General features: G+C 70.7%; 23 protein-coding genes and 1 pseudogene. 13 read left to right on the top strand and 11 right to left on the bottom strand.

All coding sequences use genetic code 11. The features are described from left to right. Nucleotides 1–36: 36 nt before the first annotated feature. Nucleotides 37–492: a VOC family protein gene (locus ACFYXF_RS13090; protein ID WP_389349617.1), complete on the bottom strand. Its 456-nt coding sequence runs from the start codon at nucleotides 490–492 to the stop codon at nucleotides 37–39. A 155-nt stretch (nucleotides 493–647) separates the two neighbouring features. Here ACFYXF_RS13090 and ACFYXF_RS13095 point away from each other — a divergent pair, with 155 nt between their 5' ends. From ACFYXF_RS13095 to ACFYXF_RS13110, 4 genes are all read left to right on the top strand, one after another. Further along, a complete protein-coding gene (locus tag ACFYXF_RS13095) occupies nucleotides 648–1,955 on the top strand; it encodes an aromatic ring-hydroxylating dioxygenase subunit alpha (protein ID WP_389349618.1) in 1,308 nt (435 codons plus the stop codon). After that, complete coding sequence (locus ACFYXF_RS13100; protein WP_389349619.1) at nucleotides 1,952–2,776, top strand: SDR family NAD(P)-dependent oxidoreductase; 825 nt, start codon at nucleotides 1,952–1,954, stop codon at nucleotides 2,774–2,776. The genes ACFYXF_RS13095 and ACFYXF_RS13100 overlap by 4 nt, the downstream gene beginning before the upstream one ends. A gap of 64 nt (nucleotides 2,777–2,840) precedes the next feature. Beyond that, nucleotides 2,841–4,577 (top strand): PEP-utilizing enzyme, encoded by a 1,737-nt coding sequence (locus tag ACFYXF_RS13105; RefSeq protein ID WP_389349620.1) that lies wholly within the window; start codon nucleotides 2,841–2,843, stop codon nucleotides 4,575–4,577. Between the two features lie 69 nt (nucleotides 4,578–4,646). Further along, the gene (locus ACFYXF_RS13110; RefSeq protein WP_389349621.1) at nucleotides 4,647–4,970 is read left to right on the top strand and encodes a putative quinol monooxygenase; all 324 of its coding nucleotides are present in this window, start codon (nucleotides 4,647–4,649) and stop codon (nucleotides 4,968–4,970) included. Nucleotides 4,971–5,016: 46 nt separating this feature from the next. Here the strand turns inward: ACFYXF_RS13110 and ACFYXF_RS13115 are convergent, their stop codons facing one another. Genes ACFYXF_RS13115 through ACFYXF_RS13130 form a run of 4 tightly spaced genes read right to left on the bottom strand, consistent with a single transcriptional unit; the run spans nucleotide 5,017 to nucleotide 7,990 of the window. Further along, the gene (locus tag ACFYXF_RS13115) at nucleotides 5,017–6,042 is read right to left on the bottom strand and encodes an NADP-dependent oxidoreductase (protein ID WP_389349622.1); all 1,026 of its coding nucleotides are present in this window, start codon (nucleotides 6,040–6,042) and stop codon (nucleotides 5,017–5,019) included. 4 nt (nucleotides 6,043–6,046) lie between these two features. Further along, on the bottom strand, nucleotides 6,047–6,262 hold the full coding sequence (locus tag ACFYXF_RS13120; protein ID WP_389349623.1) for a transposase: 216 nt from the start codon (nucleotides 6,260–6,262) through the stop codon (nucleotides 6,047–6,049). Nucleotides 6,263–6,272: 10 nt separating this feature from the next. Further along, on the bottom strand, nucleotides 6,273–6,599 hold the full coding sequence (locus ACFYXF_RS13125; protein WP_389349624.1) for a 2Fe-2S iron-sulfur cluster-binding protein: 327 nt from the start codon (nucleotides 6,597–6,599) through the stop codon (nucleotides 6,273–6,275). Continuing rightward, a complete protein-coding gene (locus ACFYXF_RS13130; RefSeq protein ID WP_389349625.1) occupies nucleotides 6,584–7,990 on the bottom strand; it encodes an SRPBCC family protein in 1,407 nt (468 codons plus the stop codon). Before ACFYXF_RS13130 ends, ACFYXF_RS13125 begins: the two co-directional genes overlap by 16 nt. Nucleotides 7,991–8,370: 380 nt before the next feature. Between ACFYXF_RS13130 and ACFYXF_RS13135 the strand changes: the two genes are divergently transcribed. From ACFYXF_RS13135 to ACFYXF_RS13150, 4 genes are read left to right on the top strand one after another with little or no spacing between them, the layout of a single operon-like run. Continuing rightward, on the top strand, nucleotides 8,371–9,513 hold the full coding sequence (locus ACFYXF_RS13135; RefSeq protein WP_389349626.1) for a sugar ABC transporter substrate-binding protein: 1,143 nt from the start codon (nucleotides 8,371–8,373) through the stop codon (nucleotides 9,511–9,513). Continuing rightward, the gene (locus ACFYXF_RS13140) at nucleotides 9,498–11,021 is read left to right on the top strand and encodes a sugar ABC transporter ATP-binding protein (RefSeq protein ID WP_389349627.1); all 1,524 of its coding nucleotides are present in this window, start codon (nucleotides 9,498–9,500) and stop codon (nucleotides 11,019–11,021) included. Before ACFYXF_RS13135 ends, ACFYXF_RS13140 begins: the two co-directional genes overlap by 16 nt. Before the next feature lies 1 nt (nucleotide 11,022). After that, nucleotides 11,023–12,120: an ABC transporter permease gene (locus tag ACFYXF_RS13145; RefSeq protein ID WP_389349628.1), complete on the top strand. Its 1,098-nt coding sequence runs from the start codon at nucleotides 11,023–11,025 to the stop codon at nucleotides 12,118–12,120. Between the two features lie 2 nt (nucleotides 12,121–12,122). Then, nucleotides 12,123–13,166: an NAD(P)-dependent alcohol dehydrogenase gene (locus ACFYXF_RS13150; RefSeq protein ID WP_389349629.1), complete on the top strand. Its 1,044-nt coding sequence runs from the start codon at nucleotides 12,123–12,125 to the stop codon at nucleotides 13,164–13,166. A 124-nt stretch (nucleotides 13,167–13,290) separates the two neighbouring features. Here ACFYXF_RS13150 and ACFYXF_RS13155 read toward each other — a convergent pair whose 3' ends face one another. Genes ACFYXF_RS13155 through ACFYXF_RS13165 form a run of 3 tightly spaced genes read right to left on the bottom strand, consistent with a single transcriptional unit; the run spans nucleotide 13,291 to nucleotide 16,163 of the window. After that, nucleotides 13,291–14,121, bottom strand: a complete 831-nt coding sequence (locus ACFYXF_RS13155; protein WP_389349630.1) for a ThuA domain-containing protein — start codon at nucleotides 14,119–14,121, stop codon at nucleotides 13,291–13,293. 3 nt (nucleotides 14,122–14,124) lie between these two features. Continuing rightward, nucleotides 14,125–14,889, bottom strand: a complete 765-nt coding sequence (locus tag ACFYXF_RS13160; RefSeq protein WP_389349631.1) for an SDR family NAD(P)-dependent oxidoreductase — start codon at nucleotides 14,887–14,889, stop codon at nucleotides 14,125–14,127. Between the two features lie 29 nt (nucleotides 14,890–14,918). Continuing rightward, on the bottom strand, nucleotides 14,919–16,163 hold the full coding sequence (locus tag ACFYXF_RS13165; RefSeq protein ID WP_389349632.1) for an acyl-CoA dehydrogenase family protein: 1,245 nt from the start codon (nucleotides 16,161–16,163) through the stop codon (nucleotides 14,919–14,921). 193 nt (nucleotides 16,164–16,356) lie between these two features. Between ACFYXF_RS13165 and ACFYXF_RS13170 the strand changes: the two genes are divergently transcribed. From ACFYXF_RS13170 to ACFYXF_RS13190, 5 genes are all read left to right on the top strand, one after another. Beyond that, the gene (locus tag ACFYXF_RS13170; RefSeq protein ID WP_389349633.1) at nucleotides 16,357–17,895 is read left to right on the top strand and encodes an AMP-binding protein; all 1,539 of its coding nucleotides are present in this window, start codon (nucleotides 16,357–16,359) and stop codon (nucleotides 17,893–17,895) included. 42 nt (nucleotides 17,896–17,937) lie between these two features. Then, complete coding sequence (locus tag ACFYXF_RS13175) at nucleotides 17,938–18,543, top strand: histidine phosphatase family protein (protein WP_389349634.1); 606 nt, start codon at nucleotides 17,938–17,940, stop codon at nucleotides 18,541–18,543. Nucleotides 18,544–18,577: 34 nt separating this feature from the next. Beyond that, nucleotides 18,578–19,768 carry an acetyl-CoA C-acyltransferase gene (locus ACFYXF_RS13180; RefSeq protein WP_389349635.1) on the top strand — a complete coding sequence of 397 codons (1,191 nt, stop codon included), beginning with the start codon at nucleotides 18,578–18,580 and terminating at the stop codon, nucleotides 19,766–19,768. Nucleotides 19,769–19,787: 19 nt separating this feature from the next. After that, nucleotides 19,788–20,762: a PDR/VanB family oxidoreductase gene (locus ACFYXF_RS13185; RefSeq protein WP_389349636.1), complete on the top strand. Its 975-nt coding sequence runs from the start codon at nucleotides 19,788–19,790 to the stop codon at nucleotides 20,760–20,762. Between the two features lie 193 nt (nucleotides 20,763–20,955). Beyond that, nucleotides 20,956–21,222 carry a hypothetical protein gene (locus ACFYXF_RS13190; protein WP_389349637.1) on the top strand — a complete coding sequence of 89 codons (267 nt, stop codon included), beginning with the start codon at nucleotides 20,956–20,958 and terminating at the stop codon, nucleotides 21,220–21,222. Nucleotides 21,223–21,527: 305 nt separating this feature from the next. Here the strand turns inward: ACFYXF_RS13190 and ACFYXF_RS13195 are convergent. From ACFYXF_RS13195 to ACFYXF_RS13205, 3 genes and pseudogenes are all read right to left on the bottom strand, one after another. After that, a pseudogene (locus ACFYXF_RS13195) lies at nucleotides 21,528–21,942 on the bottom strand (cystathionine beta-lyase); the annotation flags it as partial. Between the two features lie 492 nt (nucleotides 21,943–22,434). Then, on the bottom strand, nucleotides 22,435–23,181 hold the full coding sequence (locus tag ACFYXF_RS13200; protein WP_389349638.1) for a hypothetical protein: 747 nt from the start codon (nucleotides 23,179–23,181) through the stop codon (nucleotides 22,435–22,437). Nucleotides 23,182–23,189: 8 nt separating this feature from the next. Next, the gene (locus ACFYXF_RS13205; RefSeq protein ID WP_389349639.1) at nucleotides 23,190–25,277 is read right to left on the bottom strand and encodes a hypothetical protein; all 2,088 of its coding nucleotides are present in this window, start codon (nucleotides 25,275–25,277) and stop codon (nucleotides 23,190–23,192) included. Nucleotides 25,278–25,407: the final 130 nt, after the last annotated feature.

A 25,407-nucleotide genomic window follows, 5' to 3' on the forward strand; every position in this document is an offset into this window, starting at 1 on the left:
AGTAACCAGCTTGGGGCACCTTACTGAAGAGCATCTCTAATTACTATGCCCCGGGTCCGGGTTGCCGCCCCGGGCGTCCACCAACTCCACGGCGTTGCCCTCCGGATCCGCCCAGAAGCTGACCCTCCGGCCGCGCGCCAGGACGACGACCGGATCCGACAGCGGCCGGGCACCCGCCGCCGGCAGCGCCGCCAACACCGGGCCCATGTCGTCGAGATGGAACGTGAGATACGACAGCCCGGGACGCCCGGCCGACCAGGGCGCCGCATCCGCCGACACCGGGGCCGACCGGGGAAGGATCAACTTGACGCACCCCCCGGAGGGCACCCGCAACCAGACCACCGTCAGCTCGCCGCCGAGCCCGGCCGGGCCGCCGATGGAGTCCGGAATGCGCGAGCGGTGCTCGGCGTGACAGCCGATGACATCGCAGTAGAAGCGTTCCATCCGCTCCAGGTCCCGCACCACCACACCCACCTCGAACGGCCGGGTCATGACCATCACACCCACCCCCACGGGACACCGAGCGGCAACTTCGACACTTTCTATTGACAGAGCACACTAAGTCCTGTTGTCGTTTCGGACACAACCCAGCTGTCGCATTCCGAAGCCGGTCGCCGGCTCGCGGCTGGGAGGATTGTGAGGACATCGTGGTCCAGACCAGTTCACCGGAGATTCGGGAAGCAGGCACCGAGCGCAGGCCGCCGGTCGCGGCCCCGTCCGCCCCCGCCACCCCCGAGTACTCGTCGTGGATCAGCCGGGACCGGTCCACCGACGCGGCGTCCGAGGCGATGCGGCGGGAGGCGGCCGAGCTCGTCGAGCGCGTGATGGCGCACTACCGCGACAACACCACGCACGAGGCGGCCGGCCAGTGGACGGAACCCGTGGCCAACTACCTCGACGCCGACCGCTGGCGGCGCGAGACGGACGCCGTCCACCGCAGCGTCCCGCTGCCCCTCGCCATGTCCTGCGAGCTTCCCGGGCCGAACACCTACAAGGCGATCGACGTGCTCGGCATCCCCGTGCTGATCACCCGTGACCGGCAGGGCGCCGTGCACGCGATGATCAACGCCTGCCGGCACCGGGGGGCCAAGCTTCTCGAACCCGGCTGCGGGGTGTCGAAGCGGCTCACCTGCCCGTACCACTCCTGGTCCTACGACCTGGCCGGCGAGCTGCGCGGTGTGTACGCCGAGAAGACCTTCGGCGAGGTTCCGCGCGAGGGCCGCAGCCTGATCAGGCTCCCGGCCGGGGAGCGCGCGGGGATCGTCTTCGTCTCGCTCGACCCGGCGGCCGAGCCCGACCTGGACGCCTGGCTGGGCGATCTGCTGCCGCTGCTGGAGGGCCTCCGGATGGCGGAGTGCCACCACTACTCGACCGGCGAGCTGACCAGTCCCAACTGGAAGGTCACCCTCGACGGGTATCTGGAGACGTACCACTTCGCCTCGCTGCACCCGAAGACGGTGTTCGAGACGAACCTCTCCAACATGATGGCCCACGACACCTGGGGCCCCCATCAGCGCATCGCACCGGCCCTGCGCCCCATCGCGCAGGCGGTCGAGCTGCCGCCGGACCAGCGCGATCCCGGGGACTGTGTCGGCCCCATCTACTGGCTCTTCCCGGGCCTCGCGATCGCCGGCGGCTGGCGCCAGAAGATCGCGGTCTCCCTGGTGCTCCCCCGGACGGCGACGGAGTCGGTGACCCAGCAGATCATCCTGCTGCGGGAGCCTGCGGTCACCGAGGAAGAACGCCATGCCGCCGACCGGTTCGGCGAGTGGTTCCACGAGGTGGTCCGTGACGAGGACTACGCGACCACCTACGGAGTCCAGCAGGGTCTGAAGGCCCTGGAGGGGACCGATTTCGTCTTCGGACGCAACGAGCCCGGGCTCCAGCACTTCCACCGCACCATTCACCGACACCTGGACAGTAGCGACACAGCAGCCGCCAGAGCCGCCAGGTGAGCAACCAACAAGACTCGCGGGAGAACACCATGGTGGCTACGGGCAGCCTCGACGGACGTGTCGCGGTGATCACGGGCAGCACGCGCAGTATCGGACGCGCCATCGCCGAGGCCTTCCTGGCCGACGGCGCGACGGTCGTCGTCAGCGGCCGTTCGGAGATCAAGGGCAAGCAGGCCCTGGAGGAGATGGGCGCCGGGGACCGGGCCGTCTTCCACCCCTGCGACGCCAACAGCCAGGAGGACATCGAGGGCCTCGCCGACTTCGCCGCCGAGCGCTTCGGCAGGCTCGACATCTGGGTCAACAACGTGGGCGGCAGCTCCGGCTTCGCCCCGATCCACCAGCTCAGCGACGAGGCATGGCACGACGCCCTCAACCTGAACGTCAACGGCTACTTCTACGGCACCCGCCGGGCGCTGCCGAAGATGCTGGAAGGCGGCTGGGGCCGCATCATCAACATCTCGTCGGTGGAGGGCAAGCAGGCCAACAAGCCCGCGATCAGCCACTACATCACCAACAAGCACGCCATCCACGGCCTGACCAAGGCGACCGCCTTCGAGTACGGCACCCAGGGCATCACCTGCAACGCCATCTGTCCCGGCGCCGTCGACACCGACCTCATGCGGGCCGCGGGCCCCGCCGCGGCGGAGGCCGAGGGCATCTCGTACGAGGAGTGGCTGGGCCGGTTCGCCGAGCATGCCGCCACCAAGCAGATCACCACCGTGGAGCAGGTCGCGGCGGTCGCCTCGCTGCTCGCGAGCGAGGCGGGGGCGGGTATCACCGGCACGCTGATCAGCGTCGACGGCGGCACGGCCCAGTGGTAGGCGGCGGACGGGCAGTCGCAGGCTCAGTCGCAGACACGGGTACGGACAGCGGGAGATCTCGGTCATGAAGAGCTGGATCACGGACTGGCAGCGCAGTGAGCGGCTGCCGCACTACACCCGGGCCAACGCGGGCGAGACCCTGCCGGAGCCCGCCAGCCCGCTGGGCTGGACCCTGGTCTGGGGGCGCGGGCTGCAGGGCTGGCGCAACGGCTTCGTCGGTTTCGGCATCTACCGCGACGAGGAGGTGGCCGGTCCCCGGCCGCCGTTCGTCGGGATGTTCGGCGGCTACTTCTACCTGAACCTGTCCCACATGCGGCTGTTCGGCATCCGTATGGGTCAGACGGCGGACCAGATCGACACGGCCTTCGTCGGACAGCGCTCCGACACGCCGGTCTACGTGGCGCACCCGGACGACCAGGACGAGGAGCTGACCGCCAAGGCGGGCGGAACGCTTCAGCGGATGCTCGGCCAGGCCGGCTTTCCGGAAGCGGACGCCGACCGGGACCGGCTGCGCGCCCTGCGCCGCTCGCGCCCCGACCTGACGCGGCTGTCGGACGCCGAACTGGTGGCGCACGCACGGTCGTTGCTGGACGAGGTGGAGACGACCTTCCAACGGCACGTCGAATCGTCACTGCCCGCCTCCGTCGGACCGGCGATCCTCGGCCCGCTGTGCGCGGGCGTGGACCGCCCCGGCGCCATGCTCGACCTGATCGGCGGTCTCGGCGACGTCGACTCCGCCTCCCCCTCGACCGGGCTGTGGACGCTGTCCCGCCAGGTGGCGGCCTCGGCCGAGCTGACCGCGCTGTTCGACCGGGGTCCGGCCGCGGTGGAGCAGGCGCTCGACACCGCGACCGGCGACGTGAAGGCGTTCCGGGACTCCTTCGAGGAGTTCCTGGCGGAGTCCGGCGACCGCGGCCCCAACGAGTGGGACATCCATGCCTTGTCCTGGGAGGCGGCGCCCGTCCAGGCGCTGGCCCTGGTCGACCGGATCCGGCACAGCCCCGACGACGACTCCCCGGCCGCCCGCCGGACGCGGCTGGCCGAGGGGCGTGAGCGGACGGCGCGGGAGATCCGGGCCGCGCTGCCCGAGGACGCGCAGCCCATGTTCGACGCCGGCATGCACGCCTCCCAGGTGTGGATCCCGGCCCGCGAGCGCACCAAGGCGAACTGCGTCACCGTCGTCAACGAGATCCGCATGGCCGTACGGGAACTCGGTCGCCGCGGTGTCGAGGCGGGGCTCTTCGCCCGGCCCGAGGACGTGATGATGCTGCTGGACACCGAACTCGACGACTATGTCGCCGCCCCGGAGATCTTCGCCCCCGTGATCGCGCGGCGGCTGGACGAGTACGCGGGCCTGCACGAGCTGGAGCCGCCGTTCTTCGTCGCCGACGACACGCGGACCGAGATCGACACCTGGCCGCGCCGCGCCGCGGAGCGGGCCCCGGCGGCAGCCGAGGGTGAGGTGCTCGGGGGTGTGGGCGGCAGCCACGGCACGTACACCGGCAGGGTGCGGGTGGTCACCGACCCGGCCTCGTGCGAGGCGCTGGAGCCCGGCGAGGTGCTGGTGGCGCCGATCACGGACGCGGCCTGGACTCCCCTGTTCCTGGTCGCGGGTGCGGCCGTCGTGGACGTGGGCGCGCTCAACAGCCACGCCGTGGTGGTCTGCCGTGAGCTGGGCATCCCGGCCGTGATCTCCGTCGAGAGCGGGACGCGACGGCTGCGGGACGGCATGGTGATCACCGTCGACGGAGAGCGGGGCACGGTCACCGTGGACAGTGTCCCGGCGCCGCTCGGCAGTTGAAACGCCGCGGGCCCGTCGCTGTCTCCCCATCAGCGGCGGGCCCGCGGTCACGACCGCGAAAGGAAACCCGTGACTCCCGTGGTTGAGGAAATCATCGTCGCCGGCTGGATGGACTACGAGCCCGGCGACCGCGACGCGATGCTGGGCCATCTCGTCGCACTGGGTCACCGGACCCGCGAGATGGAGCCGGGCTGTCTCGACTACGCCATGACGGCGGATCCCGGCGAAGAGCGGCGCATCCGGGTGTACGAGCGGTGGGTCTCGCAACAGGCTCTCGACGAGCACTTCGCCACCCCGCACATCAGGGAGTTCAGGGCGGCGTCGGCCGGGCTGACCCGGGTGGGCGTCTCGTTGGAGGTCCACACGGTCGCCGAGTCCCGGCCCATGCGCTGAACCCATGCGCTGAAACGGCGCCCCCGACGGGGGCGCCGTTTCCGTTTCAGTCACCCAGCCGCACCAGCATCTTGCCGACGTTGCCTCCGCCGAGCAGGGACAACAGGGCATCCGCGGCGTTCTCCAGGCCGTCCACGACCGTCTCGCGCGCGGTGATCCGGCCCTCGGCGAGCCAGCCCGCGACCCGCTGTTCGAACTCCGGCCGCAGGTCGTCGTGGTCGCGGACGATGAAGCCGCGCAGTGTCAGCCGCTTGAGGACCGCCTGGATCAGCTGGTTGATGTCGGCGCTCCGCCGGTCGCCGCCGAACTGCGACATCATGCCGCACAGGGCGACCCGTCCGCCGGTGCGCAACGCGTGCAGGGCGGCGGCGAGTTGCTCGCCGCCGACGTTGTCGAAGTAGACGTCGATGCCGTCGGGCGCCAGCCGGGCCAGCGCCTCGCGGACCGGCTCGGCACGGTAGTCCGCGGCTGCGTCGTAGCCGAACTCCTTCACCAGCAGGGCGCACTTGTCCGGCCCGCCGGCGGTCCCGATGACGCGGTCCGCCCCCAGCAGCCATGCGAACTGACCGGCGGCGGTACCGACGGCGCCGGCCGCCGCCGATACGAAGACGGTGTCGCCCGGACGCAGTTCCGCGATCCGGGTCAGGCCCACGTACGCGGTGAAGCCGGTCTGGCCGAGCAGGCCCAACCAGGTCGGCAGCGGGGCGAGTCCGGGGTCGATGCGACCGGCGCCGTCGGTGTCCGCCGCGTCCAGCACGGACCGCTCCCGCCAGCCGAGCTGATGGCGTACGTACGTGCCTGCCGGCACCGAGGCGCAGCGGCTCTCCTCCACCACCCCGAGGGCACGGCCGTCGAGCGGCGAGCCCGGGGTGAAGTTGTGCGTGTAGTGCTTCTCGGTGCTCTCCAGGCGCCCGCGCATGGACGGGTCGACGCTCATGTAGAGGTTGCGCACGAGCAACTGCCCCTCCCCCAGAGGCGGCAGTGGGCGTTCCTCGACGGCGAAGTCGGTGGGGAGCGGTTGTCCGTCGGGCCGGCGCACCAGGCAGACCACCCGGGTGGTTCGGGGCGTCACGGGTTCACTGCTCCGGCTGCTCGGTCGTACGCCGCTGGGCGAGGCGGCCGACCCAGCCGGCCATCTGGAGGTCGGCGTGGCGCAGTTCGCCCGACTGCCATCGGGCCTGGAAGTCGAAGACGCCCTGCGCCCCGGTCCTGGGGTCGGTCACCTCGACCAGTCCGTCCTCGGTGAGCCGGTACACATGCCCGGTCAGCGGGTGGGTCACTTGCTTGGGCATGGGGTCTCACTCACTCCTGCACTCGGCGGCGTACGCCGCGCTTGGTCACGGTCACCGGGCCCTCGACCCGGAGCCGGCACGCGAGCCGGGTCAGGCCGTCCACCGGCCTGCGCAGGGCCTCGATGCCCTCGCGTTCCAGCGGGCCCACCGGGGAACAGTTCTCCGCGCCCTCCTCGACCTGGACGAAACAGGTACGGCAGGTGCCCTTGCCGCCGCAGACGGTCGGCCAGCGGTAGCCGAGCCGCTGGGCGGCGGTGAACAGGTCCTCGCCGTCGAGGACTTCGAGCTCGACGCCGGAGGGTCTGACCGCCACCCGGTGGGTCACCTGTCCATCCACTGGTCGAGCGTCCGGTTGAAGTGGCGGATGCGGCTCTCCTGGTAGTTGGCCAGGGTGATGCCCGGCTTGCGCATCGCCTTCAGGCCCTGCTGGACGTACGGCAGGTTCTCGCAGTCCTGGTCGAAGACGGGTCCGAGGACGCCCAGTTCGGGGATGTCGGCGAAGAGCATGTCCTCCGGAACCCAGCGGATCTTCGCCGGGGGCGGGAACTCGCCGGGCTGCTTCGGGGACGACATGAAGATGATCTCGGCGGTGCAGGAGTCGGGGTCGAGTCCGTTGGGCCTGAACCGGTAGATGATGTTCGACTTGGCGCCGCCCCAGGGGTTGAAGTTGGGGAACAGCAAGTAGTTGATGGCATCCAGCAGTTCGGTGTCCGGAGTCTTCGAGAAGTCCTGCGTCGAGGTGGCCGCCAGTTGCGCGCGCATCCGCTCGGCGAGGACCTGGCGGGCGGTGCCGCCGGGCGGGATCGCCGGCATTTCGTCGCCCTCCTGCATCACCAGGTCACGGCCCTGGGCAGCGGCGTAGAACGCGCGGGAGTCGTAGAAGGTCTCCAGGACGTCCTCCTCCGTGACGGAGTCCGCCACGTGGGGGCTCGGCGCGCCCTGGATGTTGATCATCCGGTTCCAGTTCGGCTGGTCCGCCATGACGTCGTACTGCGAGTTGGCGTCGGCGAGCCACGGCAGCATCTGCGGGTGGGTGGCGATCACATGGAAGGACTCGATGAACGCGTCCTGCGCGACCTTCCAGTTGCAGGGCAGCACCTTGGCGATGTGCAGCGACTTGTAGCGGTTCTCCAGCGGCCAGATGTAGTAGTCGTCGAAGGTGCCGCGGTAGCTGTCGAAGGACTCGGCGTACGGGTCCATGTTGATGAAGACGAAGCCGCGCCAGGTGGCCACCTGGGCCTCGGGGAGGGCGAACTTCTCCGGGGTGACGTGCGGGAAGTCCCAGGCGCAGGGCGGGGACTGCATGGTGCCGTCGAGGTTCCAGGCGAAGCCGTGGAAGGAGCAGCGGAACTCGCCGACGTTGCCGCCGCTCGTGCGCAGTTTGCGCCCTCGGTGCAGGCAGACGTTGACGTAGGCGCGGATCTCCTCGGGAGCCGTGCGGACGACGATGAGGGAGTCGTCGCCGATCTCGTAGACCTCGTGGTCGCCGACCTCGGGTATCTCGCTCTCCAGGCAGGCGAACTGCCAGACGCGCCGCCAGACCTGCCGCATCTCGCGCTCGGCCCACTCGCGGGACGTGAAGCGGGCGTGGTCGATGTCCTCGCTGCCGAGGTGGTCGTTGCGCTCGTACCTCAGGGCGGGGGGAACGGGGCGGCTGTCCTGGTCGAGGTAGTCCTGGACGCTGGGCCCGGGGCACCGCGCTGTGGCCGGCTCCGATGTTTCGTCCATCATCTCTCCTCCAGCAGAAACTTTAGAGTGAGTGTAGTTACCAGTCGAGGCCAGGAGCAACACTCGCGCCGGTGATGGAGCCACGCACATTCCGAGGTCACCGCCCGATTACAACGTGCTCCGGGAATTTCTTGCGGCGACCCTCTCCCCAAGCCCGCTGGGTCATGTCACACTCCGACCCACTTGGGGCTGTAGTGCCTCATAAGTTTCTCGTCCTGGGACGATCTCTGTCCGTCCCGGCCCGGCACCGCGGCGGCGTTCCCGCCCGGGGCACCACGGAATCAATCCGCCTGACCGAAGCCGACCGCCGCGGACGCACACAACGCGGAAGCGACGCGGGGCACGGCAGCACAGGCGACACACCTCGGGAGTACTCAACGATGAGTTCCAGACCCCGTCGCGCGGTCCGCCGCGCCCTCACCGCGATCGTCCCCGCCGCCTCCCTGCTCGCCCTGGCGGCGTGCGGCGGCGGCACCACTCCGGCCGCCGACTCGGCACAGGCGGCGGCGCCCGGCTCCCCCGGCCTGACGGCGGCCCGCGCGGCCCTGGCGAAGTACTCCGAGCGCCCGGCCACGATCTCCGTGACCCAGCCCGTCGGCAAGGCGATCCCCAAGGGCAAGAAGATCGACTTCATCCTCTGCGGCGTCCAGTCCTGCAAGGACCTCGCCGACTTCTTCACGGAGGCCGCCGGGGAACTCGGCTGGCAGGTGAGGCAGATCGCCACCCAGGGCACCCCGGAGTCCGTCCAGGCCGCCTACGAGCAGGCCCTGCGCGACAAGCCGGACGCCGTCATCGCCTCCGGCTTCCCTCGTGCCGTCTACGCCAAGCAGCTGGCCCAGCTGAAGGCCGCCGGCATCCCCGTCATCCAGTCGAACGCCGACGACGTGCTGGGTGACGGCATCTCCCTGTTGAAGAACGGGCCGGACGACGTGGGTGTCCAGGGCGAGATGCTCGCTTCATGGGTGGTGTCGAACAGCGGCGCAAAGGCGAACACCGTCTACTTCGACCTTCCGGCCTACACGATCCTCAAGCCGGTCAAGGACGCCTTCGCGGCCAAGTACAAGGAGTGGTGCGCCGGTTGCGCGCTGGACAACGTCGACGTGCCGATCACCTCGGTGGGCAAGGACATGCCGGACCGCGTGGTGTCGTACCTCCGGTCGCACCCGAAGGTGACCCATGTCGTGTTCTCCCTGGGCCTGCTCAACGTGGGTGTGCCGGCCGCGCTGAAGACCGCCGGCGTCACCGGCAAGCACATCGTCGTCAACGTCGGTGACGCACAGAACTACCAGTACATCCAGAGCGGTCTCACCGACGGCGCGATGGCACTGAACTCCCACGAGACGGCCTGGCTCCAGGCCGACGCGCTGGCCCGGCACTTCACCGGCCAGTCCATGGATGTGGACCAGCAGGCGGCCCTGCCCAACCTGCTCGTCACCAAGGACAACCTGCCCTCGGCCGACGGCGACTTCCCGATCGTCGAGGACTACCAGGCGCAGTTCAAGGCGCTGTGGGGACTGAGTTGACCGGCCCGGTGCTGCGGGTGGCCGCCCTGTCGAAGAGATTCGGCGGCACCCAGGCCCTGGACGACGTCGACCTCGAGGTGGCGCCCGGCGAGATCCACGCCCTGATCGGACCCAACGGCTCGGGCAAGTCCACCCTCATCAAGATCCTCGCCGGGTACCACCACGCGGAGCCGGGTGCGGTGGCCGAACTCGACGGTGAGTCCTTCGACCTCGGCCAGGTCACGGCATCCCGGCACGACCGGCTCCGCTTCGTCCACCAGGAGCTGGGGCTGGTGGGCGAGTTGAGCGCCATCGACAACCTCGCGCTCAGCCACGGCTTCGCCCGCACTGCCCTCGGCAACATCCGCTGGCCGGAGATGGAGCGGCGCACGACCGCCCTCGTCGAACGGTTCGGCCTCGGCATCGACGTACGCCGGCCCCTGGCGACAGCCACCCCCGTCCAGCGCACGGTGGTGGCCATCGCCGCCGCGCTCCAGGGCTGGGAGGGCCGCCGCGGTGTCCTGGTACTCGACGAACCCACCGCCGTGCTGCCGCCCGGCGAGGTGGCGCGCCTCTTCGACATCGTGCGGGAGGTCCGCGACGCCGGTGCCGCCGTCCTGTACGTCTCGCACCGGATGGACGAGATCTTCGCGCTCGCCGACCGGGTCACCGTGATCCGCGGCGGACGCCGGATCGCCACCCGCCCGGTCGCCGAACTCACTCCGCGCTCGCTGGCGGAGCTGATGGCGGGCGAGGAGATGGAGACCGACCACCGTCCCGCGCCCCCTTCCGGTCTCGCCGAGCCCGTGCTGGAGGTGCGCGACCTGTGGGCCGGGCCGCTGCGGGGCGTCGGTTTCGACCTGGCCAGGGGCGAGCGGCTGGGCATCACCGGTCTCGTCGGCTCCGGCCACGAGATCGTGCCGTACGCGGTGTGCGGGGCCCACGCCGGACGGGTGAGCGGCAGACTCCGGCTGCCGGAACGCTCCGCGCGCTGGACCGACGCGCGGGACGCCGGCGGCCTGGGCCTTCCCCTGGTCCCGGCGGACCGGGCGGGCGAGGGAGTGATCGGCGACTTCTCGGTCGGCGAGAATCTCACCCTGCCGCTCCTGGACCGGCTGCGCGCCCGTTCCGGGCGGCTGCGCCGACACCGCGAGTCCGCCGTGGCGGAGGACTGGATCCAGCGGGTCGGCGTGCGTACGGCCGGGCGCGGGGCCCGGATCACCACGCTCAGCGGCGGCAACCAGCAGAAGGTCGTCATGGCCCGCTGTCTGGCCCAGCGCCCACCGGTGCTGACGCTGTGCGAACCCACGGCGGGCGTGGACATCGCCACCCGCCTGCAGCTGTACGACCTGATAGAGCGTCAGTCCGACGAGGGCATGGGCGTCATCGTGTCCTCCTCCGACACACAGGATCTGCTCGCGCTGTGCACCCGCGTCCTGGTGGTGCGGGACGGCCGGATCGCACGGGAGATCAGCGGCCGGGACATCACCGAGTCCGCGCTCGTGCACGCCATGGAAGGAACCGAGTGACATGACGTCCATCCCGACCCGGGCGGCGGCGGAGCTCCCGCCGTCCGCACCGGAGAGATCCACGGTGTCCGCCCCGAGAACACCGGTCCGACGGGCGGCAGCGGCCCTGTCGTTTCGGAACATCGGCGCCGTGTACGTGTGGCTGGTCATCGTCGTGCTCTTCTCCGTGTGGGCGCCGGACACGTTCCCGACCGCCATCACGGTCAAGCAGGTACTGAACGGCAACGCCGTGGCAGGCCTGGTGGCACTCAGCGTCGTACCGCCGCTGGCCGCACGGGTCTTCGATCTCTCGATCGCCTTCACCATGTCCCTCACCAGCGTCCTGACCGCCTATTTCATGGTCTCCGCCGGTCTCGGGCCCGGCGCGGCCATCGCCCTGGCGATGACCGCCGCGCTGCTGGTCGGAGTCGTCAACGGCATCGTGGTGGTGGTCCTGCGCGTCGACTCGTTCATCGCCACCCTGGCCACGGGTGCGCTGATCCAGTCCCTGATCACCATGGTCACCAACGACAGCTCGATCACCGGCGTGCAACTGCTCGCCGAACCGTTCGCGAGCATCGCCCAACTGGACGTCGGTGGCATCACCCTGCCGGTGCTGTACCTGCTGCTCGCCGCCCTCGCCATCTGGTTCCTGCTGGAACACACGGCCACCGGGCGCCGGTTGTACGCGACCGGTTTCAACGCCGACGCGGCCCGGCTTCAAGGGGTACCCACCGACCGGCTGCGCTTTCTGACCCTGGTGGCCTCCGCGCTGCTCTCCGGTTTCGCCGGTGTCGTCTTCGCGTCGTCGGTCGGCTCCGGATCGCCGACCGCGGGCACCCCGTATCTGCTGTCGGCCTACGCCGCCGCGTTCGTCGGGGCGACCCAGCTGCGCGCCGGCCGCTTCAACGCCTGGGGCACGGTCCTCGCGGTCCTCCTGCTCGGCACGGGCATCACGGGACTCGGGCTCGCCACCAGCGCGCAGTGGGCCACGAGCCTGTTCACCGGCTCGGTCCTCATCGTGGCGCTGGTCCTCACGGGTGGCCGGATCGCCCTGCCCGCCGTGCTGCGCCGCCGGCCGGGGCCTCGGCCGGATATCACTACGAGCAAGGAGGTCTGACGATGAAGGCTGTTCAGTACCGACGGGTGGGCCATGCCCCCGAGGTCGTGGAGGTGCCCGTGCCCGACCCCGGCCCGGGTCAGGTGCTGTTGAAGGTGACGGCGGCGGGCCTGTGCCACTCCGATCTCGCCGTGATGGGCTGGCCCGAGGAGCAGTTCCCCTACGCGCTGCCGATGACACTCGGCCACGAGGGTGTCGGGACCGTGGCGGCGGTGGGCGCCGGTGTCGGTGGCCTGGCGGAGGGCGCGGCGGTGGCGGTGTACGGCCCGTGGGGCTGCGGGCGCTGCCACAAGTGCGCCGAGGGCAAGGAGAACTGCTGTCCGCACGCCGCCGGACTCGGCATCCTGCCGCCGGGGCTGGGCTCACCCGGCGCCCTGGCGGAGTACATGCTGGTGGACTCGCCCCGCCACCTGGTGCCGCTGCACGGAGTCGACCCCGTGCAGGCGGCGCCCCTCACCGACGCCGGGCTGACCCCGTATCACGCGATCCGCAGGTCGCTGCCGAAACTGCTGCCCGGCAGCACGGCGGTGGTGATCGGCGTGGGCGGCCTGGGCCATCTCGCCGTGCAACTGCTCCGGGCGCTGACCCCGTCCCGGGTGGTGGCCCTCGACGTGAGCAAGGAGAAGCTGGAGCTGGCGGACAAGGTCGGCGCCCACGAGACACTGCTCTCCGACGGTGAGGCGGCAACGCGGATCCGGGAACTCACCGGCGGTACGGGAGCGGAGGTCGTCCTGGACTTCGTCGGAGCCGAGGCGACCCTGGCCGTGGCCGCCGCGTCGGTGGCGGTGGAGGGCGATGTCACCGTCGTCGGCCTCGGCGGGGGCACGCTGGCCGTCGGCTTCGGGGGCGGGCTGCCGTTCGAGGTGTCGGCCTCCTTCCCGTACTGGGGCAGCCGGACGGAGCTCATGGAGGTGCTCGAACTCGCGCGCCAGGGTCTTGTGTCCTCCCACGTCGAGACCTTCACGCTGGAGCAGGCACCCGAGGCGTACGAGCGTCTGCACGCGGGGGACATCAAGGGCCGCGCGGTGGTTCTGCCGCACGGTTGAGCGCGGCGCGCGGACCCAACGACCATTTCGCCCCCGCCGCCCCTACCCGTTCCCATCCCTGGGGGCTGCGCCCCCAGACCCCCGCTGTCGGCCTCAACGGCCTCGTCCTCAAACGCCGGACGGGCTAGTAGTCAGCCCCTCCGGCGTTTGAGGAGCGGGGGTTCGGGGGCGGCGGGGGCGAAAAACCGACTGCCGCCACCCCCCGCTCCACGCACCGCCGCAGCACCGTCAGGAACTCCGGTGTCTGCCAGGGACCCCGGTCCACGCGCCCGGTGTCGTCCACGCCAAGGTCCTGCACGTCGTAGCGGCCCCGGCAGTGGCCGAGGGTGAAGTAGCAGACCTCGCCGAGTCCGTGCCGCCGCAGATACAGCACCGGTCGGAGCGCGCTGTCGAGCGCCGCCGCATCACCCTCGGCGAAGCCGCGGCACGGCCCCGTGTACTCGGCGTGCAGCAGCACCTCCAGCTCCCCGTGCAGCTCGCACACGTACAGCTCGTCGGTGACCGTGAACGGTTGGATCCCGGCGACCAGCGGATGGTCGGGCCGGGTCACCCGCACCTCGTACGGCTCGATCGGCGGGTGGGCCAGAAACTGGCTGCCGAGCACCTCCGCCAGTTCCCCGAGGAGCCGTGGAGTCGTGAACATCCGCGGTCCGCCACTCACCGGCGGCTCGATCACCGCGTTGGTGCCGTGCAGGGCGAGCCAGCGTCCGCCCCGCTCGACGAACCGGGCCAGTGCGGCCCGCTGGGCCGGGCGGGGCCGGACGTCGCAGGTGTAGGTGACCAGCAGGTCGGCCCGGTCGAGGGCGGCCACGCAGTCGTAGTCCTGGTACACCGTGGTGCGCACCCGCGGATGCTCACCGAGCAGCTCCAGCAGCCGCAGCCGCGCGTGGTCGAAGTCGTGCCAGCGCCCGCCGCAGACGAGCACGGCGTCCAGGCGGCCGGCCGGGCCCGCCACGGCTCAGTACTGGACGCGGGTCAGGAGCCCGCCGTCCACCACGAGGTTGACCCCGACGCAGAAGGAGCCGGTCCGCCCGAGCAGGAACGCCACCGCCGCGGCGACGTCCTCAGCGGTGCCGTAGCGGCCGATCGGCAGCTTGGCGAGCACCTCCTCGTAGACCTCGGGGCGGCTGGTGCGGATGGTCTCCCAGGCGCCGCCGGGGAAGTCGATCGGGCCGGGCGAGACGGTGTTGACGCGGATGCCCTTGGGCGCGAGGGAGTGTGCGAGGGCCGAGGCGTGCTGGACGACTGCCGCCTTGAGCGCGGAGTACGAGTTGGCGCCGGCCGGGCGCGCGGTGTCGGAGGCGTTGGTGGTCCCGATCGCCACGATCGCGGCCCGGTCGGAGGCTTCCAGGTGCGGAAGGGCCGCGTCGACGAGTCCGGCGAACGGGATCAGGTCGCCGCGCAGGCTGGCCTCCCACGACTCGGGACCCTTCACATTGCCCGCCGACACGTTGGACACCAGCAGGTCGAGCCCGCCGAGTTCACCGGCCGCCCGTTCCACGAAGCCCGCGAGGGCCGCCGGGTCGGTGACGTCGACCGCCTCCGCGAACACCGTGGCCCCCTCGCCGCGCAGTTCGGCGGCTGCCTTGGCGAGCCCTTCCTCTCCCCGGGCGCACAGGGCCAGTGCGCAGCCTTCGGCCGCGAGGGTTCCGGCGATCGCCCGGCCGATGCCCCGGCTCGCGCCGGTCACCAGCGCCTTCGCGTCTGTCAGTCCCAGATCCATCGATGTCACTCCTTTGTGAGTAAGGCCTCTTAGTTGCCGGGGAGTTGCGAGAACGGCGCCCGGTCCACCCGTGGCTCCGGCGGCAGCTTCAGCACCCGTTCGCCGATCAGGTTGCGCTGGATCTGGTCGGTGCCTCCGGCCAGCCGGTAGCCGGGGGCACCGAGCAGATGCTGGGTCCAGGCGAAGGTCCCCGGTTCCCCGGTGTCGGCGCTGATCCGCGCTCCCATCAGCTCGGTGGCGACCTGTCCCGTGCGGGTGAGCAGGTCGGAGGCCATGAGCTTGGTCAACGACGCCTCCGGACCCGGCCGGCCGCCGGCGGCGCTCGTCCTGGCGACGCGGTCGACGGTGGCCGCGCGCAGGGCGGCACGTACGTAGAGGTCGGCGAGGCGCTGGCGGACCAGTGGGTCCGAGGTGCGGCCGAGGGAGCGGGCGAGCGCGAGGACGTCCGTGAAGGTGCCGCCCTTGCGGCGGTTGCCGCTTCCGGAGGCGGTCCGTTCGAAGGCGAGGGTGGTGGTGGCGACCTCCCAGCCCTGGCCCGGGCGCCCGATCCGGAGCCGGTCCGGGACGCGTACGCCGCTGAGGAACACCTCGTTGAAGGAGGCGCCGCCGCTCATCTGGCGGATGGGGCGCACCTCCACTCCGGGGGCGTCCATCGGGACCAGGAAGGCGGTGATGCCGGCCTGTTTGACGACGTCCGGGTCGGTACGGGCGAGCAGCAGGCCGTAGTCGGCGAACTGGGCGCCCGAGGTCCACACCTTCTGACCGTCGATCACCCAGTCGTCGCCGTCCCGGTCCTGGCGGGCTCGGGTGCGTACGGCCGCGAGGTCGGATCCGGCGCCGGGCTCGCTGAAGAGCTGGCAGGCGAGCAGGTCGGTGCGCAGGAACGCGCGGGCATGGTCGCGGAGTTGCCCGGCCGTCCCGAACAGGGAGACGGCCATCGCGACCAGGCGCACGGTGACGCTGATCAGCTCGGTGGACGGCGGCACCTCGAAGGCGGATTCCTCCTGGGTGAAGACGGCCACGTGGGCGGCGGTCAGGCCCGCGCCCCCCTTGTCCGTGGGGAGGGTCAGCGCCTGGTAGCCGGCGTCGAAGCGGGCCCGCTGGTAGGCGCGGCAGCGCTCCAGCAGCAGGCGTTCCTCGTCCTCCGGGAGGTTGTGGAACACGGCGAGGTCGGCGGCCTCTCCGGCGGACTCCGGCGAGCGCGCCGGTTCGAGCACGGTGGCCAGCCACTGCCGGACCTGTGTGCGCCATGCGTCCGGATCGGGCTGGGACATGGCTCCTCCTCGGTCACTTACCAGACGACAGATTCAGTAACGGGAAGTGGGCGTGTGCTCCTATCCCGCTGAACCATGCGGGAATAGCTCCGTCTGGGGTCAGAGTGTTCCGTACTTTCTTGATAAACGCTACAGTCTCCGCATCCCCTCTCCCCTCGAATCGGGAGAGGCCCGCGGAGCCGCCGGAGGAGCCATGTCGCTGCTGCCACTCGACCGTCGCGCCCAGGAGACACCCGACGAGCCCGCCCTGGCGGACGACCTGGGCGTCCTGTCCTGGTCCGCCCTCGCCGACCAGGTGGCGCGGGCGGCGGCCCGGCTGCTGGAGTTCGCGCCCGGCCCCGACGACCGGGTCGCCGTCCTGGGCGACAACGCGATCCCGACGCTGGTGGCCCATCTGGCGGGCCTGCGCGCCGGTGTGGGGACCGTGGCCACGTCCCGGAACCTCACCTCGGGCGAACTGGTCGACCAGATCATCGACGCGGGCGTGACCGGGATCATCGCCGGTCCCGTCGGCGCGGGCGCCGCTCTCGACGCGGCCCGGGAACTGGGTCTGCCGGTCGTGACGCACGGAACCCCGGAGACCGGGCACGCCTTCGACTGGGAGCTGTGGCTGGCCTCCGCGCCCGCCGCGCGCACCTTCCCGACGGGCCGGCCCGCCCGGCCTCCGCTCGTCTACACCTCGGGTACCACCGGGCGGGCGCGCGGCACCGAGGTGCGCTGGGTGAGCGGCCCGGTCGCCGACAGCTCGGCCTACCTCGCCGCGATGTCCGCCCGGCCCGGGTTCCCGCCGGGACCGCATCTGGTGTGCGGCCCTCTGCAGCACAACGCGCCGCTGACCTCACTGCGGCATCTGGCGGCCGGTCGGCCGGTGGTCGTTCTCGGCCGGTACGACGCGGAGACGTTCCTCAGCCGGGTGCAGAAGTGGCGGGTCTCCTCGACGGTGATGGTGCCCACCCACTTCCAACGGCTGCTCGCCCTCCCGGACGAGGTCCGCGCCCGGTACGACGTCTCCAGCCTGCGGCAGGTCTCCCACACCGGCTCCGCGTGCCCGACCGACGTGAAGCGAGCCATGATCGACTGGTTCGGGCCGGTGCTGAGCGAGTCGTACGGCGCCAGTGAAGCGGGCACCGTCGCCCGCATCGACAGCGACGAGTGGCTGGCGCATCCGGGCTCGGTCGGGCGCGTCCGGCCCCCGTTCGAGGTCCTGGTCACCGACGACGACGGCAGGCGACTGCCGCCCGGCGAACGCGGGTTGCTGGCCTTCCGGGCGCCCGACGACCAGGGCGTCCGCTACCACGCGGACCCGGACAAGACCAAGGCCGCCTACCTCTCCCCCGGCGTCTTCACGCTCGGCGACATCGGCTACGTCGACGCGGACGGCTTCATCTTCATCACCGACCGGGCCGCGGACGTCGTCGTCTCCGGCGGCGTGAACCTGTACCCGGCCGAGAGCGAGGCGGTGCTGCGGCAGCACCCGGCGGTCGTCGAACTCGCGGTGATCGGCGTGCCCGACCGGGACTTCGGCGAGGCACTGCGGGCGCTGGTCGTGGTGGCGGGGGACGAGCCGCCGACCGACGAGCTGGACCGGTTCTGCCGCGAGCGCCTCGCCGCCTACAAGTGCCCTAAGTCGTACGAGTTCGTTCCCGAACTCCTGCGCAACGCGATGGGCAAACTCGACAAACGCGCGATGCGCCGCCCGTACTGGAGCTCCGAACGGACCATCGCCGGCTGACCCACCCCTCCCGCCCTCTCCCTTGCGCACGAAGGATCGTCCATGACCGAACTCCTCCTCATCCGGCACGGCCTCCCCATGGCGGGCGTGTTCGACCCGGGGCTGTCGCCTGAAGGCACCGCTCAGGCCGAACGCCTCGCCGCCTGGCTCGCGCACGAGGGCCTCGACGCCCTGTACGTCAGCCCGTTCCGGCGTGCCCGGGAGACCGCGGCGCCTCTGGAGCGCCTCACCGGAATGACCGCCACCGTCCTCGACGACCTGCGCGAGTGGGACACGGACGTGTCCCAGCCCTACACACCACCGGAGCAGATCGGCGCGCACGACCCCCGGGCGGTGGCGCTCAGCGAAGGACGCTACGAGGACTTCGTGCCCGACCTGGACTGGGACGCCTTTCGTGCGCGTGCCGTGCGGGCCATGGACACCATCCTCGACGCCCATCCCGGCGGGCGGGTCGCGGCCGTGTGCCACGGCGGCATCACCAACACGTATCTGGCGACGGTGCTCGGCCTGCCCACGATGTTCTGGTTCCACCCCGGCTACACGTCCGTCAGCCGGGTGCGGCGCATGCCCGGCGGGCGGATCGTTCTGCACTCGGTGAACGAGACGGCCCACATGATCGCCGAACGTGCCGTCGAGCCGGTCGCCTGACTTCCGAACCACACCCACCCAGGAGGTTCCGGTCATGCCCGGATCCGTCATCGTCGCCGGAGCCAGAACGCCCATCGGCAAGCTGATGGGCGCCCTGAGCACCCTGTCCGCGGTCGACCTCGGCGCCCACGCCATCGGCGCGGCCCTCGCCGCCGTCCGCCTGGACCCGGCGGCCGTGGAGGCCGTCGTCATGGGGCATGTCGTGCAGGCCGGGACCGGCCCCAACTCTGCACGCCAGGCCGCGATCCGGGCCGGCATTCCGTTCTCCGTACCCGCGAGCACCGTCAACAAGCTCTGCCTGTCCGGTCTGCACGCCATCGCCCTGGCCGACCTCATGATCGCCTCCGGCCGTCACGAGGTGGTCGTCGCCGGAGGCATGGAGTCCATGTCGGGCGCCCCGCACCTGTTGCGCGGATCACGCACCGGCTGGAAGTACGGCTCGACCGCGGTGGAGGACGCCCTGGACCGCGACGCTCTGGTCTGCGCCTTCGACGGGATCTCCATGGGCGCGGCCACCGAGCGCTACCAGCAGCCGTTCGCCCTGACCCGGGAGGAACAGGACGAGTACAGCGCGCTGTCCCACCAACGGGCCGCCCGTGCACAGGAGTCGGGCGCGCTGTCGGAGGAGATCGCCTCCGTCACCGTGACCGGCCGCCGGGGCGAGACGGTGGTCGACACCGACGAGGGCGTACGGCCTGCAAGCACCGCCGAGAGCCTGGGCCGCCTGAAGCCTGCCTTCTCCGGCGCGGGCACCATCACCGCGGGCAACTCGTCACAGCTCTCCGACGGCGCCGCGGCCGTCGTCGTGATGAGCGCGGAGCGCGCCCGGCGCGAGGGCCTGACACCGCTCGCCGAGATCGGCGCCTACGGCACGGTCGCGGGCCCCGATCCCTCGCTGCTCGTCCAGCCGGCGGGGGCGGTCCGCGACGCGCTGTCACGGGACGGCCGGCTGAAGGCCGCCGACGTGGACCTGTTCGAGATCAACGAGGCGTTCGCCGGAGTGGCCCTGGCTTCCGTACGGGAGCTGGACATCCCCCTGGACAGGGTGAACGTCAACGGCGGAGCGATCGCGCTCGGGCACCCGGTCGGCATGACCGGAGCCCGGCTGGTGCTGACTCTCGCGGCCGAACTGCGGCGGCGCGGAGGCGGCAACGGCGCGGCGGCCCTGTGCGGGGGCGGCGGCCAGGGCGACGCGCTGTTGCTGCACGTACCGACGCAGGCCTGAACCCCGGAGCTGAACCACCATGAACGACCAGTTGCCCCCGGCCCAGACAACCCTCACGGTGGCCGCCCGCACCCTCGCCGCGGAGGGCGTCGTCGCCCTCACCCTGCGCCGCCCCGACGGCGGTGCGCTGCCCGCCTGGACCCCGGGCGCCCACATCGACGTACTCCTGGACGGCGAGGACGGCGACGATCTGATCCGTCAGTACTCCCTGTGCGGACACCCGGCGGAAGGCGATGCCTGGCAGATCGCCGTGCTGCGCGAGCCGGGGGGCCGGGGCGGCTCGGCGTACGTCCACGACCGGCTGTACGTGGGCGCCACCGTGCGGGTCCGCGGACCGCGGAACAACTTCCCGCTGCGGCCCGCCGCACGCCAGCTGTTCATCGCCGGGGGCGTCGGTATCACGCCCATCCTTCCCATGGTCGAGGCCGCCGAGGCCGCCGGGGCGGACTGGCGTCTGCTGTACGGCGGCCGCACCCGGACCTCGATGGCGTTCCTGGACCGCCTCGCCCCGCACGGGGAGCGTGTCCTGGTCCGTCCGCAGGACGAGTACGGCCTGCTGGACCTCGCCGCCCACCTCGGTGTGCCCGAGGAGGACATGCTGGTGCACGCCTGCGGTCCCGAACCCCTGCTGCGAGCCGTGCAGGAGCGGTGCGCGGACTGGCCCCCGGGCACGCTGGGCGTGGAGCGGTTCGCCCCGGCCCGGGCGGCCTCCTCCACCGCTCCGGCCGAGGCGTTCGAGGTGGAGCTCGCCCGTTCCGGGGTCACTCTCACCGTGCCGGCGGGCCGCTCGGTGCTCGAAACCGTGGAGGAGGCCGGAATCGCCATCGACTTCTCCTGCCGGGAAGGTACGTGCGGCACCTGCGAGACCGACGTACTCGACGGCAGGCCCGACCACCGCGACTCGCTGCTGACCGAGGACGAGCGGGCCGCCGGCGACACCATGCTCATCTGCGTCTCCCGCTCGTTCGGGCCTCGCCTGGTCCTCGACCTGTGACGGCGATCGCCTCCGGCGACCGGAGATCAGCACGCTGAACGACTGGTTCGACAACCAACGGCTCCGCACAGGAGCGGTTCGCCTTCCCCCGCCGCTGCCGTTCGTCCGACCGCGGCCAGTCGACATGCAGGCCCTGGGTCACCGGGCCATGGTGGAGGCAGGAAACAGACCCGACCCTGCGTTGGGAGCACCCATGCGATCCGAGGACGACCTCACAGACGACCAGAAGAAAGCCTTCGAACAGAACGAAGCCGACTTCACTGAGCTCAAGAAGCGGATGCGCAGCTTCGCAGAGAGCGCGAACTCACGGCTGGACGCCAGCGGCCTGCACCGCGGCCCCGGCACCCACCCCAACCGCTGCCTCCTCTGTCGCTGCACCGCATTCCAAGGCACCCCCGATCACCCGTGCACCACTTACAACTGCCATCACGACATGACGAGCCACGACGGCTACCAGTAGAGAGGATCGCTCCCCTCACTCCAGGCACTGGCCGACCTCGGGCGGTGGGCAGCAGGCGGCTGGCTGTGACGTCGTTCATGGGGCTCTGTCCCAGATCTCTGGGAGCGGTCGCGGAGGGTCACTGAAGCAGGATCACCTTGCGGAGCAGTTCGAATCCGGCGGCGGGTAGGCCGAGATGTGCACCTGCTCGGCTTCGGCCATCAGTGTGCAGCGGGCGGGCGAGTGGGTTGGTGGCTGTGGATCGGCGCACGGAGCGCCGTCCAGATCGGGAAACCGGGGATGGACGCCTCGGGGAAGGCGATGCGCCATGCGTCGCCGTGGCGGAAAGCCGCCGTGTGAGCGATGACGCCCAGACAGCGGGCACCGAGGTGGACCTCTGCGGGCATCCGGCGCAGATCAGCGACTGCCTCCGGCCCTGCGAGGGCGAGCGCCGCCTTGACTCCGGCGAGGTTCCAGCCCTTGGTCGCTGACATGAGCGACAAGGCATCCTCGGCGCCGGGCACGCTCAGGTAGGGCGTGGACCTGGCGCCAGGGAGCACGAGCGGGGCGTGGATCTCGTCGGCGACGACGCGGACCCCGTACCGGCGAGCCCCTTGCGTTCCGTTCCCTGGCTCGTCGGAACGTCTCTCCGAGGCTCTCCAGGCTGATCCTGCCGTCCTGCCCGAGCGGCGCTTCGATGATCCCGCGGTCGCCATGGGTGATGAAGGCGTAGAAGGGGGGTCACGGGTACCGGCCGCGCCCGCCACCAGGACGCACCTGTCGGGCAGGGCTTCGGTCGCCCCGCCCGACACATCCCACGAGTAACCGGCTCCCCAGTGCGACGTCACCACCGTATTCGCGTCACTCTCCAGTCCGTTCCCCAGCCACAGCGAAAGTTTCTGGGCTGGCACGAGAGCGATGTGCCGGGTGCCCCGCTTCAGCAGGCCGGTACACGCCGTGCAACAACTCCAGTTCAGGGCCTGCCTTGGGGATCATGAGGTCCTGACGGATCTCGGTGCCGTTCGTCGGCTTCGACTTCGCTGTCAGAGTCCACCCGATGGCCATGGAGCAGGTACGGAACCTCGTCAGGGTGCCCGCGCACCTGTGCGCGACGCCACGCGGCATCGAAACTGAGCGGGGTCCGGTTACGGAACATCACCCTGCAGGCTCGCCAGCTCGTACGGGGCGACAGCAGAAGGCGGAGAAGGATCAGACGGGTCTCCCTGCCCGGCCTCACGCCGGCCGCTCGTGATCTGAACCGCCCATGTCAGCAGGAAGCTGCTCGGCAAGCTCCTTTTCTCCGTACTCCAGGAACAGAAGACGCAAGGTGTGCAGGAGGTCGTTGCCGTCCTTAGGTGTCAGGTTGCTGAGGAAGGTGTGCAGCAGTTGGGCGACGACCACCCACTTCGCCTCGGGGTGCCACTGCTGGACGTCCCGGACGATCTGGTCGGCGTCGACACCTGGGGGCAGGAAGCCGTGGTGCGCGGTCTGTTCCAGCATCAGGTAGAGCCGTGCCGTGGCCGGGGTGCGCAGAATCTCGTCCTGCATGAAGCGGATCCGTGCCGTGGTCTGGCGGCGTGCGATTTCCGCCAGTGTCTCTTCTCGGCGCAGTTGGGCCATGCGTTCGGCGCTGGTTCGGGTGTGTTCGTCGACGTGCAGAGAGACGTGCGCTGCCAGGATCTCGATGCCCTCAACGAGACGCGGGTTACGGCTTCTCAATTCGTGGTTGATGTCCTGCTCGGTGGCCTCGGCCCGTAGAACACTGCGGCGTGCGGCGAGTTCCTCCGCTACGCCTCGTACTGCCCGTCCGACGTCCTCGTAGGAGGTCGTCCTGCCCGGCTCGCTCTCGTGCCGCCGCCATTCGACGCGGATGGTGGCGTTGAACGCGAGGCCGTGTTCGTTGCTGTCCAGGACATCGCGGAACTCCCGGACCCAGGCATTCCGGAGGGTGCCCATACCGTTGGAAGGGTCTCTGCGCATCAGCGGACTCATACGGTCTCCGGGGCACGGCCTGCCGTCCGGGGGTGGTACTTGGCGACGGCCCTGCTCCGGTCGTGGGAGAGGAGATCGGTGAGTTCGTGCCGCAGGCGAACGCGGCCGGGCTCGGCGTCGGGGGCGGGGAAGGGCTGCCACGCGTACAGCAGGTCATGCAGCCGGTGACGCAGGGAGCGTGCGAGTTCCGGATCCGGTGCGCTGAGAGCTCCTCGGAGCACGCTGAACACCAGGGGCCGAAGCTCTGGTCGGCGGTGGGCCGTGTCCATCCACAGGTTGAGTGCGTTTGCGGGGTCTTCCTCGTCATCACCCGAGGACAGCAGTGCGCTCCAGCCGATGGACAGGTCCTCGACCGAGGCCTGGAACTCACCGTCCTCACTCGCGCCCGGGAGCAGCACCGGTACGCCGTCGCCGTCTTCGCCGGAGGCCAGGGTGGCCAGAGCGGCGAAGGAGCGGCGGCCCGAGACAAGGCGGTCGGAGCCGGGCGCACACCACTGGGTGATCGAGGCGAAGAGATTCTCGCGAGCGCTGGGGTCGGACCAGATGGTGCGTACCGCGGCGCGCAGCGACTCCTGTACTCCGGGGTCCGCCGACCCAGCCGCATGTCCCAGGCGCAGCAGCGCCTTTCCCGTGTAGCGGCGGCCGAACTCGCCGGCGCAGACGTCTACCGCCAGTTTTCGCAGTGCCGCGTTGTCCTTGCTCTTCGACCAGCGCAGCAGCAGTTCGTGAATGAACCGCCCCATCGTCGGATGGAGTGCGGCGGCGGAGACAAGGTCGGTCGCCGCCTTCCACAGGTCGTCGTCCCGGCGCCAGGCCGAAACGATCCCCTCCAGAGGGTCCGCCTTCCGGTGGCGGGTGGCCCAGCGCACGGCGAAGGCACCGACACGGTTCGCCAGCAGCAGTCGTTCGTCTTTCGTGAACGACTCCAGGAACTCGTTGGTCTTGGTCGTGGGCGCCTCCGCCATCCAGGTCAGGAAGGTCTGGCGGGCCATGGGACGGTCGATCCAGAAGTAGCTGAGGACGGCGTCGTCCCACCCGGGTCGGCCGAAATCGATCGTGTCGTAGGTGGGATCGAGTTCGGCTTCGATCTCCGCCACCAGCTCGACGACGCCCGGTTCCTCCTGCCCATCAAGGGTGACGGGTTGTTTGAAGCGGCGGCAGAGTTCGGCGGTCTGCACGTACACGTGGGCGACGGTCGCATTCCTGAACAGCGAGGCAACCAGCAGGAAGTTCCGCTCGAAGCTCGTCCTGCCGGGCTTCGTGTGCCATGTGAGAAGTTCCTCGCGCCAGGCGGTGCGTGCCCTGACCACGTTCAGCACCTTGGCGTTGAACCCGTCCGGGTCCGCTTCGGACTTCTCCACAGGGGTCTTGGCTTGCTCCGCCTTGAGGATGAGGCCGACGGTCTGGAGGGCGTCGGAGGGCGACTGGCCCTTCAAGAGGTCGGCGATACGCGCATCGGCGAGCCAGCGTGCCGCGTCAAAGTCCGGCGCCTCGGCGGCAAGCCATGCCTGGGCCACCTTCGCCGACTCCGGAAAGCCCAGTTCGGGAACGACTCCAGGCGGGGCGTCTCCTCGGATGCGCTGCCACTGCTCCGGCATGGTCAGCACGATCAGCCGCGAGGAGCACTTCCGCAGAACCCGCTGGATGTCGTAGAGCATCGCGCCGAAATCGCTGCTGACGGCGAAGGCCTCCTCGTCGGCGGGGAGCTCCAGCAGGTACCCCGCGTTTTCCTCTCGCGGCAGGTACCGCAGCGGGAAGCGGCCAGTGCTCCCGAAGCTCAGGGGCCCGACCCTCGCTCCCGTGCGTTGGTGCAGATCGGCCAGGAGGGCATGAGCGGTGAAAGTCCGTCCTGCCCCGGGCTCCCGAGGCAGGACCAGCACCGCTCCCGGTTCCTCGAACGTCTCGTACACCGTGTCATAACCGTCGGGTTCGGCGAACACCGCGCGGACGGTCTCCAGGTAGCGACCGGGGAGTTCCGAGTGATCCAACAACTGGCCCAGGACAGCGGTGAGTTTCACCGCGGTCATCTCACCGAAGTTGAACAGGGCCTCCTGTCGCAGGTCGGCGACTGCGGCCCGGAGCATCCGCTGCGCCTCTCGAACCCTGGGATCATCTTCCTCGTCGCCCGACGTTCCAGGATCTGGCTTGGCCACGTCCACCCCGGGCGCCGTAGCCATGGTTCCCGGCAACGGCCAGCCGCCGCCGACGTCGGCC

Origin of the sequence: Streptomyces sp. NPDC002680, from assembly GCF_042889145.1 — a bacterium.
Lineage (GTDB): Bacteria > Actinomycetota > Actinomycetes > Streptomycetales > Streptomycetaceae > Streptomyces > Streptomyces adonidis.

Coding starts and splice junctions, on each gene's coding strand:
- ACFYXF_RS13175 (WP_389349634.1), top strand. CDS start 17,938: ATGACCGAACTCCTCCTCATCCGGCACGGCCTCCCCATGGCGGGCGTG.
- ACFYXF_RS13090 (WP_389349617.1), bottom strand. CDS start 492: ATGACCCGGCCGTTCGAGGTGGGTGTGGTGGTGCGGGACCTGGAGCGG.
- ACFYXF_RS13205 (WP_389349639.1), bottom strand. CDS start 25,277: ATGCTCCGGGCCGCAGTCGCCGACCTGCGACAGGAGGCCCTGTTCAAC.
- ACFYXF_RS13145 (WP_389349628.1), top strand. CDS start 11,023: ATGACGTCCATCCCGACCCGGGCGGCGGCGGAGCTCCCGCCGTCCGCA.
- ACFYXF_RS13105 (WP_389349620.1), top strand. CDS start 2,841: ATGAAGAGCTGGATCACGGACTGGCAGCGCAGTGAGCGGCTGCCGCAC.
- ACFYXF_RS13170 (WP_389349633.1), top strand. CDS start 16,357: ATGTCGCTGCTGCCACTCGACCGTCGCGCCCAGGAGACACCCGACGAG.
- ACFYXF_RS13160 (WP_389349631.1), bottom strand. CDS start 14,889: ATGGATCTGGGACTGACAGACGCGAAGGCGCTGGTGACCGGCGCGAGC.
- ACFYXF_RS13120 (WP_389349623.1), bottom strand. CDS start 6,262: ATGCCCAAGCAAGTGACCCACCCGCTGACCGGGCATGTGTACCGGCTC.
- ACFYXF_RS13180 (WP_389349635.1), top strand. CDS start 18,578: ATGCCCGGATCCGTCATCGTCGCCGGAGCCAGAACGCCCATCGGCAAG.
- ACFYXF_RS13190 (WP_389349637.1), top strand. CDS start 20,956: ATGCGATCCGAGGACGACCTCACAGACGACCAGAAGAAAGCCTTCGAA.
- ACFYXF_RS13130 (WP_389349625.1), bottom strand. CDS start 7,990: ATGGACGAAACATCGGAGCCGGCCACAGCGCGGTGCCCCGGGCCCAGC.
- ACFYXF_RS13165 (WP_389349632.1), bottom strand. CDS start 16,163: ATGTCCCAGCCCGATCCGGACGCATGGCGCACACAGGTCCGGCAGTGG.
- ACFYXF_RS13150 (WP_389349629.1), top strand. CDS start 12,123: ATGAAGGCTGTTCAGTACCGACGGGTGGGCCATGCCCCCGAGGTCGTG.
- ACFYXF_RS13135 (WP_389349626.1), top strand. CDS start 8,371: ATGAGTTCCAGACCCCGTCGCGCGGTCCGCCGCGCCCTCACCGCGATC.
- ACFYXF_RS13200 (WP_389349638.1), bottom strand. CDS start 23,181: ATGCGCAGAGACCCTTCCAACGGTATGGGCACCCTCCGGAATGCCTGG.
- ACFYXF_RS13185 (WP_389349636.1), top strand. CDS start 19,788: ATGAACGACCAGTTGCCCCCGGCCCAGACAACCCTCACGGTGGCCGCC.